This is a genomic window from Methyloceanibacter methanicus, from assembly GCF_001723285.1.
Taxonomy (GTDB): domain Bacteria; phylum Pseudomonadota; class Alphaproteobacteria; order Rhizobiales; family Methyloligellaceae; genus Methyloceanibacter; species Methyloceanibacter methanicus.
Genome location: NZ_LPWG01000010.1, coordinates 213,030 through 227,843, shown reverse-complemented (window position 1 = coordinate 227,843; position 14,814 = coordinate 213,030). Strand labels below are relative to the sequence as shown.

The 14,814-nt window shown below is 65.7% G+C and carries 14 protein-coding genes and 2 pseudogenes; 9 read left to right on the top strand and 7 right to left on the bottom strand.

What is annotated here, in order from left to right; all coding sequences use genetic code 11:
* Window positions 1-10 precede the first annotated feature (10 nt).
* The 7 genes from yihA to murI all read left to right on the top strand — a co-directional run bounded on the left by yihA (window position 11) and on the right by murI (window position 6,164).
* Window positions 11-724, top strand: coding sequence for a ribosome biogenesis GTP-binding protein YihA/YsxC (gene yihA / locus AUC68_RS06050; protein ID WP_083240471.1), 714 nt, complete (start codon window positions 11-13; stop codon window positions 722-724).
* Window positions 725-873: 149 nt separating this feature from the next.
* Window positions 874-1,737 carry an acetylglutamate kinase gene (argB, locus tag AUC68_RS06045; protein WP_083240520.1) on the top strand — a complete coding sequence of 288 codons (864 nt, stop codon included), beginning with the start codon at window positions 874-876 and terminating at the stop codon, window positions 1,735-1,737.
* Window positions 1,734-2,504: a pyrimidine 5'-nucleotidase gene (locus tag AUC68_RS06040; protein ID WP_069436796.1), complete on the top strand. Its 771-nt coding sequence runs from the start codon at window positions 1,734-1,736 to the stop codon at window positions 2,502-2,504. The genes argB and AUC68_RS06040 overlap by 4 nt, the downstream gene beginning before the upstream one ends.
* Window positions 2,505-2,529: 25 nt before the next feature.
* Window positions 2,530-3,372 (top strand): 2,3,4,5-tetrahydropyridine-2,6-dicarboxylate N-succinyltransferase, encoded by an 843-nt coding sequence (gene dapD / locus AUC68_RS06035; protein ID WP_069436795.1) that lies wholly within the window; start codon window positions 2,530-2,532, stop codon window positions 3,370-3,372.
* 159 nt (window positions 3,373-3,531) lie between these two features.
* Window positions 3,532-3,978 carry a DUF805 domain-containing protein gene (locus AUC68_RS06030; RefSeq protein ID WP_069436794.1) on the top strand — a complete coding sequence of 149 codons (447 nt, stop codon included), beginning with the start codon at window positions 3,532-3,534 and terminating at the stop codon, window positions 3,976-3,978.
* 160 nt (window positions 3,979-4,138) lie between these two features.
* On the top strand, window positions 4,139-5,344 hold the full coding sequence (gene dapE, locus AUC68_RS06025) for a succinyl-diaminopimelate desuccinylase (RefSeq protein WP_069437049.1): 1,206 nt from the start codon (window positions 4,139-4,141) through the stop codon (window positions 5,342-5,344).
* Window positions 5,334-6,164, top strand: a complete 831-nt coding sequence (murI, locus tag AUC68_RS06020) for a glutamate racemase (RefSeq protein ID WP_141701116.1) — start codon at window positions 5,334-5,336, stop codon at window positions 6,162-6,164. The genes dapE and murI overlap by 11 nt, the downstream gene beginning before the upstream one ends.
* Window positions 6,165-6,180: 16 nt before the next feature.
* Here the strand turns inward: murI and murJ are convergent, their stop codons facing one another.
* The 4 genes and pseudogenes from murJ to def form a co-directional block, all read right to left on the bottom strand.
* A complete protein-coding gene (gene murJ, locus AUC68_RS06015; RefSeq protein WP_069436792.1) occupies window positions 6,181-7,815 on the bottom strand; it encodes a murein biosynthesis integral membrane protein MurJ in 1,635 nt (544 codons plus the stop codon).
* A 42-nt stretch (window positions 7,816-7,857) separates the two neighbouring features.
* Window positions 7,858-8,592 (bottom strand): tRNA pseudouridine(38-40) synthase TruA, encoded by a 735-nt coding sequence (gene truA / locus AUC68_RS17605; RefSeq protein ID WP_280138532.1) that lies wholly within the window; start codon window positions 8,590-8,592, stop codon window positions 7,858-7,860.
* 39 nt (window positions 8,593-8,631) lie between these two features.
* Window positions 8,632-9,534: pseudogene (gene fmt, locus AUC68_RS17600) on the bottom strand (methionyl-tRNA formyltransferase); the annotation flags it as partial.
* Between the two features lie 122 nt (window positions 9,535-9,656).
* Window positions 9,657-10,141, bottom strand: a pseudogene (gene def, locus AUC68_RS06005) (peptide deformylase); the annotation flags it as partial.
* A gap of 158 nt (window positions 10,142-10,299) precedes the next feature.
* On the opposite strand from def, the gene AUC68_RS06000 reads away from it, so the two are divergent.
* The gene (locus AUC68_RS06000) at window positions 10,300-11,535 is read left to right on the top strand and encodes a DNA recombination protein RmuC (RefSeq protein WP_244500411.1); all 1,236 of its coding nucleotides are present in this window, start codon (window positions 10,300-10,302) and stop codon (window positions 11,533-11,535) included.
* A 29-nt stretch (window positions 11,536-11,564) separates the two neighbouring features.
* A complete protein-coding gene (locus AUC68_RS05995; RefSeq protein ID WP_083240469.1) occupies window positions 11,565-12,059 on the top strand; it encodes a potassium channel family protein in 495 nt (164 codons plus the stop codon).
* Here AUC68_RS05995 and AUC68_RS05990 read toward each other — a convergent pair.
* The 3 genes from AUC68_RS05990 to AUC68_RS05980 are packed head-to-tail and all read right to left on the bottom strand — an operon-like array spanning window position 12,056 to window position 14,786.
* Window positions 12,056-12,967 (bottom strand): metal ABC transporter permease, encoded by a 912-nt coding sequence (locus tag AUC68_RS05990; protein WP_069437047.1) that lies wholly within the window; start codon window positions 12,965-12,967, stop codon window positions 12,056-12,058. The two genes, AUC68_RS05995 and AUC68_RS05990, sit on opposite strands and share 4 nt — an antisense overlap.
* On the bottom strand, window positions 12,967-13,884 hold the full coding sequence (locus AUC68_RS05985) for a metal ABC transporter permease (protein WP_069436788.1): 918 nt from the start codon (window positions 13,882-13,884) through the stop codon (window positions 12,967-12,969). The genes AUC68_RS05990 and AUC68_RS05985 overlap by 1 nt, the downstream gene beginning before the upstream one ends.
* Window positions 13,881-14,786, bottom strand: a complete 906-nt coding sequence (locus AUC68_RS05980) for a manganese/iron ABC transporter ATP-binding protein (RefSeq protein ID WP_069436787.1) — start codon at window positions 14,784-14,786, stop codon at window positions 13,881-13,883. Before AUC68_RS05980 ends, AUC68_RS05985 begins: the two co-directional genes overlap by 4 nt.
* Window positions 14,787-14,814 lie beyond the last annotated feature (28 nt).

Sequence of the window (14,814 nt, the reverse complement as noted above, 5' to 3'; positions counted from 1 at the left end):
GGAGGGCCGCATGGCGCGAAACGAACCGGAATCCAGCACCGTGACCGCAACCGAGACGCCCGATCTATCCGCAGAAGAGCTAGCGCGCGGCGAAGCCCTGTTCCGCACGCCTTGCGACTTCGTGCTGGGCGCCGTGGCCGTCGACGGGCTGCCCCAGGACGGACGGCCCGAAATCGCCTTTGCCGGGCGCTCCAATGTGGGCAAGTCGAGCCTCATCAATGCCCTCACCGGGCGTAAGACGCTCGCGCGCGTCTCCGTGACGCCGGGGCGGACGCGCGAGCTCAACTTCTTCACTTTGGGTGCGCAAGACCCCGACGGCACTGGCGGCGCCTATCTTGTGGACATGCCGGGCTACGGCTACGCCAAGGTCTCGAAATCCGCCGTCAAGGGCTGGACCCGGCTGATCGAGGACTATCTCAAGGGGCGCCGGGAACTGAAGCGGGTGTTCCTCTTGATCGATGCCCGTCACGGCCTCAAGGCCAACGACCGGGAGACGATGAAACTCATGGACGAGGCCGCCGTCTCTTATCAGGGCGTCCTCACCAAGTCCGACAAGCCGAAGACGTCCGAGCTGGAGGCGGTGATCGCCAAGACGGAAGCCGAGCTCGCCAAGCATCCGGCCGCCTTCCCGCATCTTCTCGTCACCTCGGCCCGCGAGGGGCTCGGGATCGCGGAATTGCGGGCCACGATCGCGGGGCTCACGCCGAACGGCGTTGAACCCTGAGCCCTTCCGCCGCTATAAGCGCACCCGTGACACATACGAAGACCAACCCGCCTTCGGGCCAGACCACAGCGGCGGATGCCGGCCCGCTGGCGGAGGCGCTCGGCTCGGTGCACGCCAAGGCCAAAATCCTCTCCGAGGCCCTGCCCTATATGCAGCGCTACGACCGCCAGACGGTCGTGGTGAAATATGGCGGGCACGCCATGGGCGATCCGGAGCTTGCGCGGGATTTCGCGCGCGACGTGGTGCTTCTCAAGCAGGCCGGCGTGAACCCGGTCGTGGTCCATGGCGGTGGGCCGCAAATCGGTCGCCTGCTGGAGCGGCTCAACATCAAGTCCGAGTTCAAGGACGGCCTCAGGGTCACGGACCGGCAGACGGTCGACGTGGTCGAGATGGTCCTGGCAGGCTCCGTGAACAAGGAAATCGTCTCGGCCATCAACGATCAGGGCGGGAAGGCCGTGGGCATCTGCGGCAAGGACGCCAATCTGATGCGGGCCCACAGGCTCGAACGGCGCGTGCGCGACCCCCTGTCCAATATCGAGAAGGTCCTGGACCTGGGCTATGTTGGCGAGCCCGGTCTCGTGGAGCCCCACATCATCGACGTGATCATCCACTCGGACCTGATCCCGGTGGTGGCGCCGATTGGCGTCGGCCCCGAGGGCGAGACCTTGAACATCAATGCGGACACGTTCGCGGCTGCCATCGCGGTGGCCCTCAAGGCCAAGCGCCTCCTGCTGCTCACCGACGTGGACGGCGTCCTGGACAAGGACGGCGCGCTGATCCGGTCCATGACCACGACGGAAGCGCTCAACCGGATCGCGGACGGCACCATCACGGGCGGGATGATCCCCAAGATCGAGAGCTGCCTCGACGTGATCGCCGAGGGCGTGGAAGCCGTCGTGATCATCAACGGCAAGGTGCCCCATTCGGTCCTGCTCGAACTCTTTACCGAACACGGCGCCGGCACGCTCATCGAGCGGCGGCGCCCCGGCGGCTACCGTATGAGGCAGCCATGACTCGCGGGCGCGCGACCGCGGCGGCTGGCCGCGGCTTCGACCATGTCGAAACCTGGGTGTTCGACCTCGACAACACGCTCTACCCGGCCGAGTGCGACCTGTTCGCCCAGATCGACCGCCGCATGGGAACGTTCATCGCCGAGAGGCTGGAACTTTCGCTCGACGAGGCGCACGCGCTGCGCAAGCGCTACTATTTCGAGCACGGCACCACGCTTGCCGGTTTGATCCGCCAGCATGGCATCAAGCCGCACGACTTTCTCGATTACGTCCACGACATCGATCTCGACGTGCTCGCCCCCTCGCCGGAACTTGGCGCCGCCATCGATGCGCTGCCGGGCCGGAAGCTGGTATTCACAAACGGCTGCCGCAAGCACGCTGAACGTGTCACGGCGCGGCTCGGCGTGCGCGACCGGTTCGAAGACATTTTCGACATTCACGCGCTCGAATATCTGAACCCCAAACCTTCGCGGGAGGGGTTCGACCGCTTCGTGAACGCGCACGGGGTCACGGCCCAAAAAGCGGCCATCTTCGACGACCTGCCGCACAATCTTGAGACCGCGCACGCGCTCGGCATGACGACGGTCTGGATCGACTGCCGGGCGATGGGGCGGCCGGAACATACGTCCGGCCACGATTGGACCGAACTGCCCGCGCATATCCACCACCGCACGGAGGCGCTTGCGCCTTTCGTCGCCGCCATCGGGGCGGCGCTCGCGGACGGCGTAAAAAGCGATACATCTTCGGCCGTTGTACGCGGCCCGCAATGACCTACGAGAGTTCTGGGAGACTGACATGTCGCACGATCACCTGAAGAATTTCATCGACGGCGCCTTCGAGCACGCCTCCGATATCAATGCCCAGACCAAGGGTGTCGTGCGCGACGGCGTCGAGGAGGTTCTGGGCCTGCTCGACAAGGGCGAGTTGCGAGTCGCGGAAAAGTCCGACGGCGAGTGGGTGGTCAATCAATGGGTGAAGAAGGCCATCCTGCTCTCCTTCAAGCTCAACGACCAGAAGCGGATGGACGGCGGTCCCGACGGCTCGTCCTGGTGGGACAAGGTGCCGGTGAAGTTTGAGAAGTGGAAGGCTAAGGACTTCAAGGAGGCGGGCTTCCGCGCCGTTCCCGGCTGCATCGTGCGCCATTCGGCTTATATCGCCCCCGGCGTGGTGCTCATGCCCAGCTTCGTCAATCTCGGCGCCTATGTGGACAGCGGCTCGATGATCGACACCTGGGCCACGGTCGGCTCCTGCGCGCAGATCGGCAAGAACGTGCACCTTTCCGGCGGCGCGGGCATTGGCGGCGTGCTCGAGCCGTTGCAGGCCAATCCCGTGATTATCGAGGACAATTGCTTCATCGGTGCCCGGGCCGAAGTCGCCGAAGGGGTGATCGTGGGCGAAGGCTCGGTGCTCTCCATGGGCGTCTATATCGGCCAATCCACCAAGATCATCGACCGGGCCACGGGCTTCGTGCACCAGGGCCGCGTGCCGCCCTATTCGGTGGTGGTGTCCGGCTCCATGCCGGGCAAGCCGCTGCCGGACGGCACGCCGGGCCCCTCGCTCTATTGCGCCGTGATCGTCAAGACCGTCGACGAGCAGACCCGCTCGAAGACATCGATCAACGAGCTCCTGCGCACCTAGACAAGGCTCTGGCACGCGCCCGGGTCCTGGCAGGATCGGCCAAGATCGGCCCGCGACCCTGCGGTTCATTGGCGCTAGGATCGAATTGCGCTCTTCGCAATGTCACGATTCGGTTCTAAAAATTGAGACTTGCGTCAGACGCTGACCAAGGGGGGAACAATGGATCTGCAGTACATCTTCACGTCGCTGGACGGCCGCATCAACCGCGCCAAATGGTGGGCCGGTGTGGTGATCCTTGGCATCATCAGCATCGTGCTCGGGGTTCTGATCGAAGTGATCTTCGGAACCGGCTTTTTCGGCGGGCTCCTGGCCACGCTCGTGTCCCTTGCCCTGTTCTTCCCCAGCTACGCCGTCTGCGCGAAACGCTTCCAGGACCGGGACAAGCCCGGAAAGATGGCGCTGTACGGCCTGGTCCCCTCCCTGATCGCGAGCCTGCTGACGGCCTGGGGCCTCACGGGCACGCCCGACCAGCTCAACGGCCTCGGATGGATCTGCGTTCTCGTCAATCTCGGCGTGGGACTGTGGTTCCTGATCGAACTCGGCATCCTCAAGGGAACGCCGGGATCCAACCAGTATGGCGGCGACCCTCTGGCCGCCCTCACCTAACGCACCCGAGCAGACGCCAAGACCGCGCGGCCCAGCGTTCCCCGCAAGGCGACCAGGCTGTCGCCTGCGCTTGCCATCGGAACGGCACGCCGTCATGTTCTGGGGCCGCGCCCGGGACGGGCGCCACGTCGCAGTCAAGGACCCTTCCAAGGACCTTTCTATGCCAACGCCCGCCGAGTCCGCGGTCGAAATCGCGCAAAGCCTGATCCGGTGCCCCAGCGTCACGCCGCTGGATGAAGGCGCCTTGGACGCTCTCGCCAGGCCTCTCGCCGCGGCCGGCTTTGCCTGCGAGCGGCTGAGGTTCAGCGAGGACGGCACACCGGACGTGGACAATCTCGTCGCGCGCATCGGCTCGGGTGCGCCGCATCTGTGCTTCGCGGGCCACACGGACGTGGTGCCCCCGGGCGATACGAGCCTATGGAGCCATCCGCCTTTCGCCGCCGACATTGCCGATGGGCGGCTTTATGGGCGCGGCGCCTCAGACATGAAGGGCGCGATCGCCTGCTTCGCCGCGGCCGCGATCGACTATGTTTCGGCACGGAATGGCATTGTGCCGGGCACGATCAGCCTCCTTGTCACGGGCGACGAAGAAGGCCCCGCGATCAACGGCACCAAGAAGGTGCTCGCCTGGATGGAGGAGACGGGCCTCACCCCCGACCACTGCCTCGTGGGCGAGCCGTCCAACTCGACCGTGCTCGGTGAAACGATCAAGATCGGCCGGCGCGGCAGCCTGACCGGCCATCTCACCGTGACCGGGCAACAGGGCCATGTGGCCTATCCGCATCTTGCGGCCAATCCCGTGAAGGGCATCGTGTCGGCGCTCGCAAGGCTCTACGACACGCCGCTGGATTCGGGCAGCACCCATTTCTCGCCGTCAAATTTCGAAGTGACGAGCATCGACGTGGGCAACCCCGCCACCAATGTGATCCCGGTGCGCGCGGAAGCCCGGTTCAACATCCGCTTCAACGACAACCACGAGGCCGGCACGCTGAAGGCCATGCTGAGCGACAGCATCGCCGCCACGCTCGCCAATACGGAACTCGGCTTCACACTAGACTTCGCCCCGCACGGCGATGCGTTCCTCACCAAGCCCGGCGCACTCGATCGGCTTCTCAGCCAAGCCGTGGCTGAATTCACCGGCAAGACGCCGGCCCTGTCGACGAGTGGCGGCACGTCGGACGCCCGTTTCATTAAGGACTATTGTCCCGTCGTGGAATTCGGCCTCACGACCGAGACGATCCACAAGACCGACGAGAACGCCGCGCTGGCCGACCTGGAAACGCTGACGGCGATCTACCGCCGCTTCATCGCCCGGTATTTCGAAACGTTCGGGGATGGCGCATCCGGGGACAACGATGGCCGGTGATCCGCGCCCCATCGGCGTGTTCGATTCCGGCATGGGCGGGTTGACCGTGTTGCGGGCGCTCGCCGGCCGTTTGCCGGAGGAGCACTTCGTCTATCTCGGCGACACCGCGCGGCTGCCCTACGGCACCAAGAGCCCCGACACGGTCAGCGCCTATGCGCTCCAGGCCACGCATCTCCTTCTCGGCGAGAACGTCAAGATGGTGGTGATCGCCTGCAATACGGCGTCGGCGGTCGCGCTGGACGCACTGCGCGGCGCGCTGGCTCCCGTGCCCGTGATCGGCGTGATCGAACCCGGTGCACGTGCCGGCGTCGCGGCCACGCGCAACAAGCGCATCGCGGTGCTGGCGACCGAAAGCACGGTCAGAGGCGGCGCCTACGCCAAGGCCATCCACCGCTTCATGGCGGACGCAGAGGTGACGCAGCTCGCCTGCCAGGTCTTTGTCGCGCTCGCCGAGGAAGGCTGGACGAGCACGCGCGCGACCGCGGCGGCGGTCGAGGACTATCTCGAACCGCTCTTCGCGCGCGCCGATGCGCCCGATACGCTGGTACTGGGGTGCACCCATTTCCCGGTCTTGGCGGCGGCCATTCAGCACCATGTCGGCGATGCGATCACGCTCGTGGATTCGGCCGAGACGACAGCCGCGGCCGTCGCCGAGGCGCTGGCGGAATCGGCCCTGCAGGCCGGCGTCGGGCGTGGCCCGCAGTCGATCCGCTTCTTTGCCACGGATTCGCCCGAGCGTTTCGCCCGGATCGGCGCCATCTTCCTTGGCAGCGCGATCGAGGACGGCGCCGTGACGCTGGTCGATTTGAAGATGGCTTAGGCCGTCTTTCGCCCGGCTAGATCCTCGGCGGCGGCTCGGAGTCCGGGATCGCTTCGGAATCGTCTGTGGGGTCCTCGATCAGCTCGGCGGCACCCGGCGGCGGCAAATCCGCCTCGCGCTCGACCTCTCTCATGAGGCCTGCAAACCAGCGGCGCCCCAGAATGGCGAGAACGGCCGCGAAATAAACGACGCCACCCACCACGACGAGGATTCCAAGTTCCGTCTCGTCGCGGAAATGGGTCATCGACGAAAGCGCGCTGTCGAGCCCGAGCGCGCCGAAATAGAGCGCCACGGCGAAGGCGATGCCGATGATCGCGAGTTTCGCCACCGGTCCGCCGATGGCCGCGCCCGACACCGCGAAGCCCTGGCGCCGGGCCAGAAGACCAAGGAGACCGAGATTGATCCACGCGCCGACGCTCGTTGCAAGCGCGAGGCCGACCTGGGCGAGCGGGCCCATCAGCACCACTTTCAAGGCGATGTTCACGAGCGCGGCGAGGATCGCGGCCTTGACGGGCGTTGCCGTATCGCCGCGCGCATAGAACGGCGCGGTGAAGCTTCTGAGCAGCACGAAGGGAATGAGGCCGAGCGAATAGGCGGCGAGCGTGTGCCCGGCGGCGAGCGCATCTTCGCCGGTGAAGGCGCCGCGGGCGAACAGCGCCCGCATGATCAGATCAGGGATCGCGATGGCCGCAGCCGCGCAGGGAAGCGTCATCAGCAAAGCGAGCTGAATGCCGCGCGCCTGGGCGGACGCCGCGCCCGCCGTATCGCCCGCCGCGAGCCGGCGGGACATTTCCGGCAGGAGCACCGTGCCCACGGCGATGCCCACGACGCCGATGGGGAGCTGGTTGATGCGGTCCGCATAGTAGAGCGCCGACAGGGCGCCGGTCGGCAGGAAGGACGCGATGACCGTGTCGGCGAACAGGGCGAGCTGCACGCCGCCCGCGCCGATGATCGCCGGACCCAGCGCTTTCAGGAACCGGCGCGTGGGCGCGTCGAGCCTCGGCATGCGCAGGCGGATGCCGTAGCCATGCATCTCCGCATCGCCGCCCACGAGGAGCACCATCGCGACGCCCGCGATTAGCACGCCCCAGGCCGCCGCATGGCCCGCGCTTTCGAAATAGGGCGCTAGCGCCAGCGTGGCGATCAGCGAGACGTTGAGCAGAATGGAGGCGCCCGCTGCCGTGGCGAACCGGTTGTTGGCGTTGAGGATGCCCGCGAACAGCGTCTCCAGCGAGACCAGCGCGAGATAGGGAAACGTGATCCGGGTGAGCGCCACGGCGAGATCGAAGCGCTGCGGATCGTCTGACAGGCCCGGGGCGAGCAGCATGACCACGTCCGGCGTGAACAGGAGGGCGATCGCCAGGATGACGAGGTTGATCGCGATCAGCGCCGCGCCCACCTGGTCTGCGAAGAGTTTCGCGGCCGGGAGCCCCGCCTTTTCCAACGTGTGGGCGTAGGCCGGCACGAAGGCCGCGGCGAACGCTCCTTCGGCGAAGATCGCGCGGAAATGGTTGGGCAGGCGGAAGGCGACGAAGAAGGCATCGGCGACGGGCCCGGCGCCGAGGATGGCGGCCATGACCACGTCCCGAATGAAACCCGAAAGGCGCGAAACGAGCGTCAGCCCGCCAACCGTGGCAATGCGCCTGATCATGGATGTGTGTCCCCCTCGCCGGCCCTAGCGGCAGCTAGAGGCTTAATAGTCCACCTTGACCAGGTAAAGGCCGCAAGCAGGCGCCACGGGACCGCAGGCCGCCCGGTCGCGCGCCGCCAATGCCTGCTCCAGGTCGCCTTTCGTCCAGCGCCCTTCGCCGACGCATTTCAACGAACCGACCATGGAGCGCACCTGATTGTGCAGGAAGGAGCGCGCGGAGGCCTCGACCCGGATGACCTCGCCATGGCGTGACACCTCCAGCCGGTCGAGCGTCTTCTCGGGCGAAGCCGCCTGGCATTCGGAAGACCGGAACGTCGTGAAATCGTGATGGCCGAGCAGGCTCTGGGCGGCCGCGTGCATGGCTTTTGCGTCGAGCGGCCTGAAGACGCCCCAGGCGCGGTTGCGTTCCAGCGCCAGAGGCGCGCGGCGGTCGACGATGCGATAGAGGTAATGGCGCGCCTTCGCGGAAAAACGCGCGTCGAAATCGTCGCCTACGATCTCGCACGACAGCACCGAAATCGGATCGGGGCGCACTTGCGCGTTCAATGCGTCGCGCACCCTGGCAGGCTCCCAGTCCTTCGCAAGATCCATATGGGCGACCTGTCCGATCGCATGGACGCCCGCATCCGTGCGTCCGGCCCCCACGCGGGACGCTTCGCCGGAGAACGCTTCGATGGCTTCCGCAAGCCGTCCCTGCACGGACATCTGTCCATCCTGGACCTGCCAGCCCACGAAGGGCGTGCCGTCATATTCCAAAGTGAGCTTGTAACGGGGCATTGCGGGTCGCGCCTCGCTAGAGCAGCGTGCTGCCGGGCGCAGATCGACGCCGCGCAGGAAAGCGTCCGCCAGCATGGGCTTCTTGCCCGCGCGCTGGACCCGGGTCAGGCGCACCGCGCCCTCCGAGCAGGCAACCGTCAAGCGGTCGTCCAGTAGCGTGCCCGGCGCGCCCCGCCCTTTTTCGAGGGCGGAGCCCTGGACCTTCACCCGCTCGGCCTTGCCGTTCTGCACGATTTGGAACCAGGCGCCGGGATAGGGGGACAGGCCGCGTATGTGGTTGTGCACCTCTTGTGCGGGACGGGCCCAATCGATGCGGGTCTCCTCGTTCGTCAGCTTCGCCGCATAGGTCGCGAGCTTGCCGTCTTGCTCCACGCAGTGGAGCGTCCCCTGCCCGAGCGATGCCAGCACGTCCACCATCAGCTCCGCGCCGAGCGCCGAAAGCGCATCGTGCAACTCTCCCGCCGTCATGTCGGGTTCGATCGCCAACCGCTCCATGAGGCAGACCGGTCCCTCGTCGAGCCCTGGCGTCACCCGCATGATGGAGACGCCGGTTTCCGCATCGCCCGCCATGATCGCGCGGTTGATCGGGGCGGCGCCTCGCCACCGCGGCAGCAAGGACGCATGGATGTTGTAGACACCGCGCCGCGTGCCGTTCAGAACCAATGCGGGCAGGATCAGGCCATAGGCCACCACGACGGCCGCATCCGCCTCGAGCGCGGCGAAGCGTTTCTGTTCGGCCGGACTCTTGAGGCTGGCCGGCACGCTCACCGGAAGACCCAGCGCTTCGGCTTCCTCCTGGACCGGCGACTTGCGCAAGGCCATGCCCCGGCCCGCGGGCCTGGGCGGCTGCGTGTAGACCGCCGCGATCTCATGCCCCGCCTTGGCGATGGACAGCAGCGCCGGAACGGCGAAATCCGGCGTGCCCATGAAGATGATCCGCATGGGCCGGTCTTAGGCTGGTTCGATGCGCATGGGAAGCCGCTTCGCGGGATGGGAAGCCGCTTCGCGGGATGGGAAGCCGCTTCGCGGGCGTCAAAGGGCCGTGGCGCGCTTCTGCTTGGTGACTTCCGCACGATCATGTCGCGCTTCAGCCGCGACAGATAGTCGATGAACAAGACCCCGTTCAGATGGTCGACCTCGTGCTGGACGATGGTGGACAAGAAGCCCTCGACCTCCGCCTCTTGGGGCTTGCCCTCGCGATCGAGATAGGACACGCGCGCACGGCCGGGCGTTCCACCTCCGCCGTGACCTCGGGGATCGACAGGCAGCCCTCTTCATGCACGCGCATCTCTTCCGAGCGCTCCAGGATCACGGGGTTCACCATGACGAGCGGGGCCGGCTCCTCCTCGTCGCGGGCCGGGTCCATGACGATCAGCCGGCGCGAAATGCCGATCTGGGGCGCAGCGAGGCCGACGCCCGGCGCGTCGTACATCGTCGCCAGCATATCGTCCATCAGCTTGCGCAGCTCGTCGTCCACGCGTTCGACGGGCTCGGCCGTCTGCCGCAACACGGGCTCCGGGATGGTGAGGATGGGATAGATGGAAGTCATGTCTGACGCTGACATAAGGAGCCGGACGGCTCCGGTCAATGCGCCCCTTCATCCGACGCCCATCGGACCCGGTCCGCCGCATGTTCTGGTTTTGGTCTAGCCTCCCGAATCAGCCTATAGCTAGGCTGATGGTTCTCGAGCCCCTGAAAATCGGGACGATGACAGTCGACCCTGTCCTGGTGGGCCTCGTGCTCGCCGGGCTCGCTGCGTTCGCACTGCTCGTGCTGGCCGTCGTGCTGGTCGTCCATCTCGTCCGCCGGAAAGAGGACGCCGCCGCGCAGGATCAACAGCTCGGCGAGATGCGCGTCCGTCTGCAGACGCTGGCGGAGATCAGCGTCACCCGGCATGGCGAACTGGCGCGCGCGGTGAACGAGCGTCTGGACCGCATGACCCACAAGGTCGGGAGCGATATCAACGAGAGCGCCCGCAAGACGCACGAGACCATCTCGCGCCTCAACGAGCGGCTCGCGGTCATCGATACCGCCCAGAAGAACCTGACCGAGCTCTCCAGCAACATGGTCAGCCTTCAGGAGATACTGGCGAACAAGCAGGCGCGGGGCGCGTTCGGCCAGATGCGCATGGAAGCCATCGTCAAGGACGGGCTACCGGCCGGGGCCTACACGTTCCAGGCGACGCTCTCCAACGGCAAGCGGCCGGACTGTCTGCTGCGCATGCCGAACGCGGCCGCCGGCGTCGTGATCGACGCGAAGTTCCCGCTGGAAGGCTTCGAAGCCTTCCGCGCGGCGCGCAGCGACGAGGCCAAGAAATATGCCGCGCGGCGGATCCGGACCGATGTGGGCAAACATATCGAGGCGATCGCCGACAAATATCTCATCGCCGGCGAAACACAGGACACGGCCATTCTGTTCGTGCCGTCCGAGTCGATCTATGCGGACCTCGCCGAGTACTTCCCGGACATCGTCCAGAAGGCGCACCGGGCGCGCATCGTGATCTGCGCCCCGAACATGCTGATGCTCGCGGTGCAGACCATGCAGGCCATCCTGAAGGACGTGCAGATGCGCGAGCAGGCCCATCTGATCCAGCGCGAGGTCGCCACGCTGATGGAGGATATGGGCCGGTTCCGCGACCGGGTGTTGGATTTGCAGCGGCATTTCGGCCAGGCCAATGGGGATATCGACAAGATCCTCACCTCTGCGGACAAGATCACCAAGCGCGGGCAGAAGATCGAGCACCTGGATTTCGAGGACGAGGCCAAAGCCGCGACCGCGCCCAAGATCGGCCCGAACGTGGCCCGGCCCACGCCGCACGCCCCGGACGTGACGCAGGCCAGTGTGGCGGCTGCGGCCCCTCAGTCCAACCCGCAAGGGCCGGCACGGGCGCCGAGCAAAGGTCCACGCATCATCCGGCAGCCGGACCTCCTGGCCGGCGAATAACGTCACAACAGGACTTGGGAGAAGAGGGGATGGATCCGACTGTCGCAGAAGCCGTGAAAGAGTCGATGTGGATATCGACCATGAACGTGTCGATGCTCGATCAGATCGCCGTTGGCGGCAGCGCGAGTCTCGTCAATCTGTTCATTCATGCCATTCTGGTCGGCGCTATCGCCGCGACTTTGCGGAACCTCGCAAACACGGACGCCTCGTTTCCCGGCTTCGTGCAATACATGCTTGTCATCGTCGCGACGGGCACGCTGCTGCTGATCGGCCATTTCGGCGAATGCGTGGTCTGGGCCTACACCTATAAATGGGTCGGCGCCGTGCCGAAGAACACGGACCTGGTCTATTTCGCCTTCGGCAACTACACGACGCTCGGCTATGGCGACGTGGTGCCCGTCCCGAAATGGCATTTGCTAGGGCCCATGACGGCACTCAACGGCGTGATGCTCATCGGCTGGTCGACGGCGCTCGTCTACGACCTGCTGCATCGCTCGGTCCGCACGCCCGATCCGCAGGGCTAGGGCGCATCCAAGCCGCGGGCGTCCGCGCGGGGGGCCTCCTTCGGCACCTGGTCCCCGGCTGATCTCCCGAGCAGCTTGCCGATGGGCCAGAGCCCGCGCTTTGGGGAGAATAGAAACACCATGAAGAACACGAAGGCTTGCACCAGCACGATGCAGGCACCGGTCGCGCCGTCGATATGAAAACTGATGAGCGTTCCGAGCGCGGCAGAACCGCACGCAACCGCGATGGCGATGACAAGCATGCGTTCGAAACGGTCGGTGAGGACATAGGCCGTGGCCCCCGGCGCGATCAGCATGGCGATCACGAGGATGATGCCGACGGCCTGGATCGAACTGACGATGGTGAGCGACAGCAGCACCAGGAGCCCGTAGTGCAGGACGTTGACCGGCAATCCGATGGCGCGCGCATGGTTCGGATCGAAGCAGTAGAGCAGAAGATCCCGGCGCTTGGCGAGCACGACCAGGAGCGTGCCGCCGGCGATGATCGCCGTTTCGACCAGGTCCGCCGCGGTGACGCCGAGTACGTTGCCGAACAGGATGTGGTTGAGATGCTGGTCGGTCTCGACCTTGGTGAAGAGCACGAGCCCGAAACCGAACATGCCTGAGAACACGATGCCCATCACCGTGTCCTCTTTGACGCGGCTATTGTATTTCAGATAGCCGGTCGCCAGCGCGCAAGCGAGCCCGGCCACGAACGCACCGACCGCCAGCGGAATTCCGAGTACGAATGCGATGACGATGCCCGGCAATACCGCGTGCGAGATCGCATCGCCCATGAGCGACCAGCCTTTCAGCACCAGGTAGCAGGACAGCACCGCGCAAACGGCCGCCACGAGCAGCGACATGCCGAGCGCCCTTTGCATGAAGTCGTAGGCGAAGGGCTCCGTGAAGAACGCGAGCGGGTCCATCATACGGCCTCCCGTACGGCGTCGCCGTCCCGCAGCTCATTGCCCGCGCGCAGATTGTCCTCCTTCACCACGCGGGCCTTGCGGCGCGCGGCAATGACGCCATGTTTCGGCGCGAAATAGAAGGCCGCGAGGAACAGCAGCGTCTGCAACGTGACGATGACCCCGCCGGTCGCACCGTCGACGAAATAGCTAAGATAGGCGCCGACAAAGCTGGTGAGCGTGCCGATCGCCACCGCGATCACGATAAGCCGGTCGAAACGGTCGGTCAGGAGGTAAGCCGTCGCGCCCGGCGTCACCACCAAGGCGATCACGAGGCACGCCCCGACCGTCTGCAGCGCGGCGACCGTGCAGGCGCTGAGAAGCGTGAAGAAGACGAGCTTCAAAGTGCGCGTCTTGAGGCCGATGCTCTTCGCATAGGTCTCGTCGAAGAACGTGACCATCAGGTCCTTCCAGATGAAGAACAGGATCGCGAAGGAGATCACTGCGATGACGACGACCTGCATCGCGTCCGCATCGGGGATCGCGAGAATGTTGCCCAGCACAATGGTTTGGATTGAAACCGAGGTCGGGTGCAGCGAGGCCATGAGCACGCCGAGCGCGAACAGCGTCGTGAACACGAGGCCGATCGTGGCGTCTTCGCGCAGCCGCGAATGCTGCTTCACGAAGGCCATGCCGAGCGCGGCCAGAATGCCGGCGAAGAAGGCGCCGAACGCGAACGGCGCCCCGATGATATAGGCGCCGGCGACCCCCGGCACGATGGAGTGGCCAAGGGCGTCGCCCATCAACGACCAGCCCTTCAACATGAGATAGCAGGACAAGAACGCGCAGACCGCGCCAACGAGCGCGCTGACCCACATCGCCTTCCACATGTAGTCGTAGGAGAAGGGGACGATGAGCTCGGCCAGAAGGTCGCTCATTTCGCCTTGTCCCGAGCCGGCTTCTTCTTGCCCTTCTTGACCCCGTAGAACACGAGGGGCCGTTCGTCGTCGGTGATGACGTTGAGGCTGCGCGCGTCGTCGTCCTCGTGGAGCGCGTGACCGCTGAGCTCGAAATTGCGCAGCACACCGCCGAAGGTGCGCTCCAGGTTCTCTTGCGTGAAAGTCGTGGCGGTCGGGCCGGCGGCGAGCACCGTGCGATTGAGCAGCACGACCTGATCGCAGAAATCCGGCACGCTGCCGAGATTGTGGGTCGACACCAGGATCAAATGACCGGCGTCGCGCAACTCGCGCAGGAGGTCGATGATCGCGGATTCGGTCGTTACGTCGATGCCGGTGAACGGCTCGTCGAGCAGGATGATGCGTCCCTCTTGCGCCAAGGCGCGGGCCAGGAACACGCGTTTCTTCTGGCCGCCGGAGAGCTCGCCGATCTGCCGCGTGCGATAGGCGCTCATGTTCACACGCTCCAAGGCCTCGTCGACCTTGCGGCGATCCTTCCTGGATGGAATGCGGAACAAATTCATGTGGCCGTAGCGGCCCATCATCACCACATCTTCGACCAGGACCGGAAAGTTCCAGTCGACGTCCTCGCTTTGGGGCACATAGGCGACGATGTTCTGCGACACAGCCTTGTCCACGGGCAGGCCGCACAGCCGCACCTGGCCGGCGGACGGCGTGACGAAGCCCATGATGGCCTTGAAGATGGTCGACTTGCCGCTGCCGTTCACGCCCACGAGGGCGCAGATCGTGCCCGGACCAAGCTCGAACGAGGCATCGCGCACCGCCGTGAACCCGTTGGGATAGGTGACGCTGACGTCGTCGACAGCGATGCTTGCGGGACGGGCCAGCGCGTCGGAACGGGTCAGCAAATCAACACGGTTCATCGATGTTCTCAGCTTCCTTGCGCGCTCT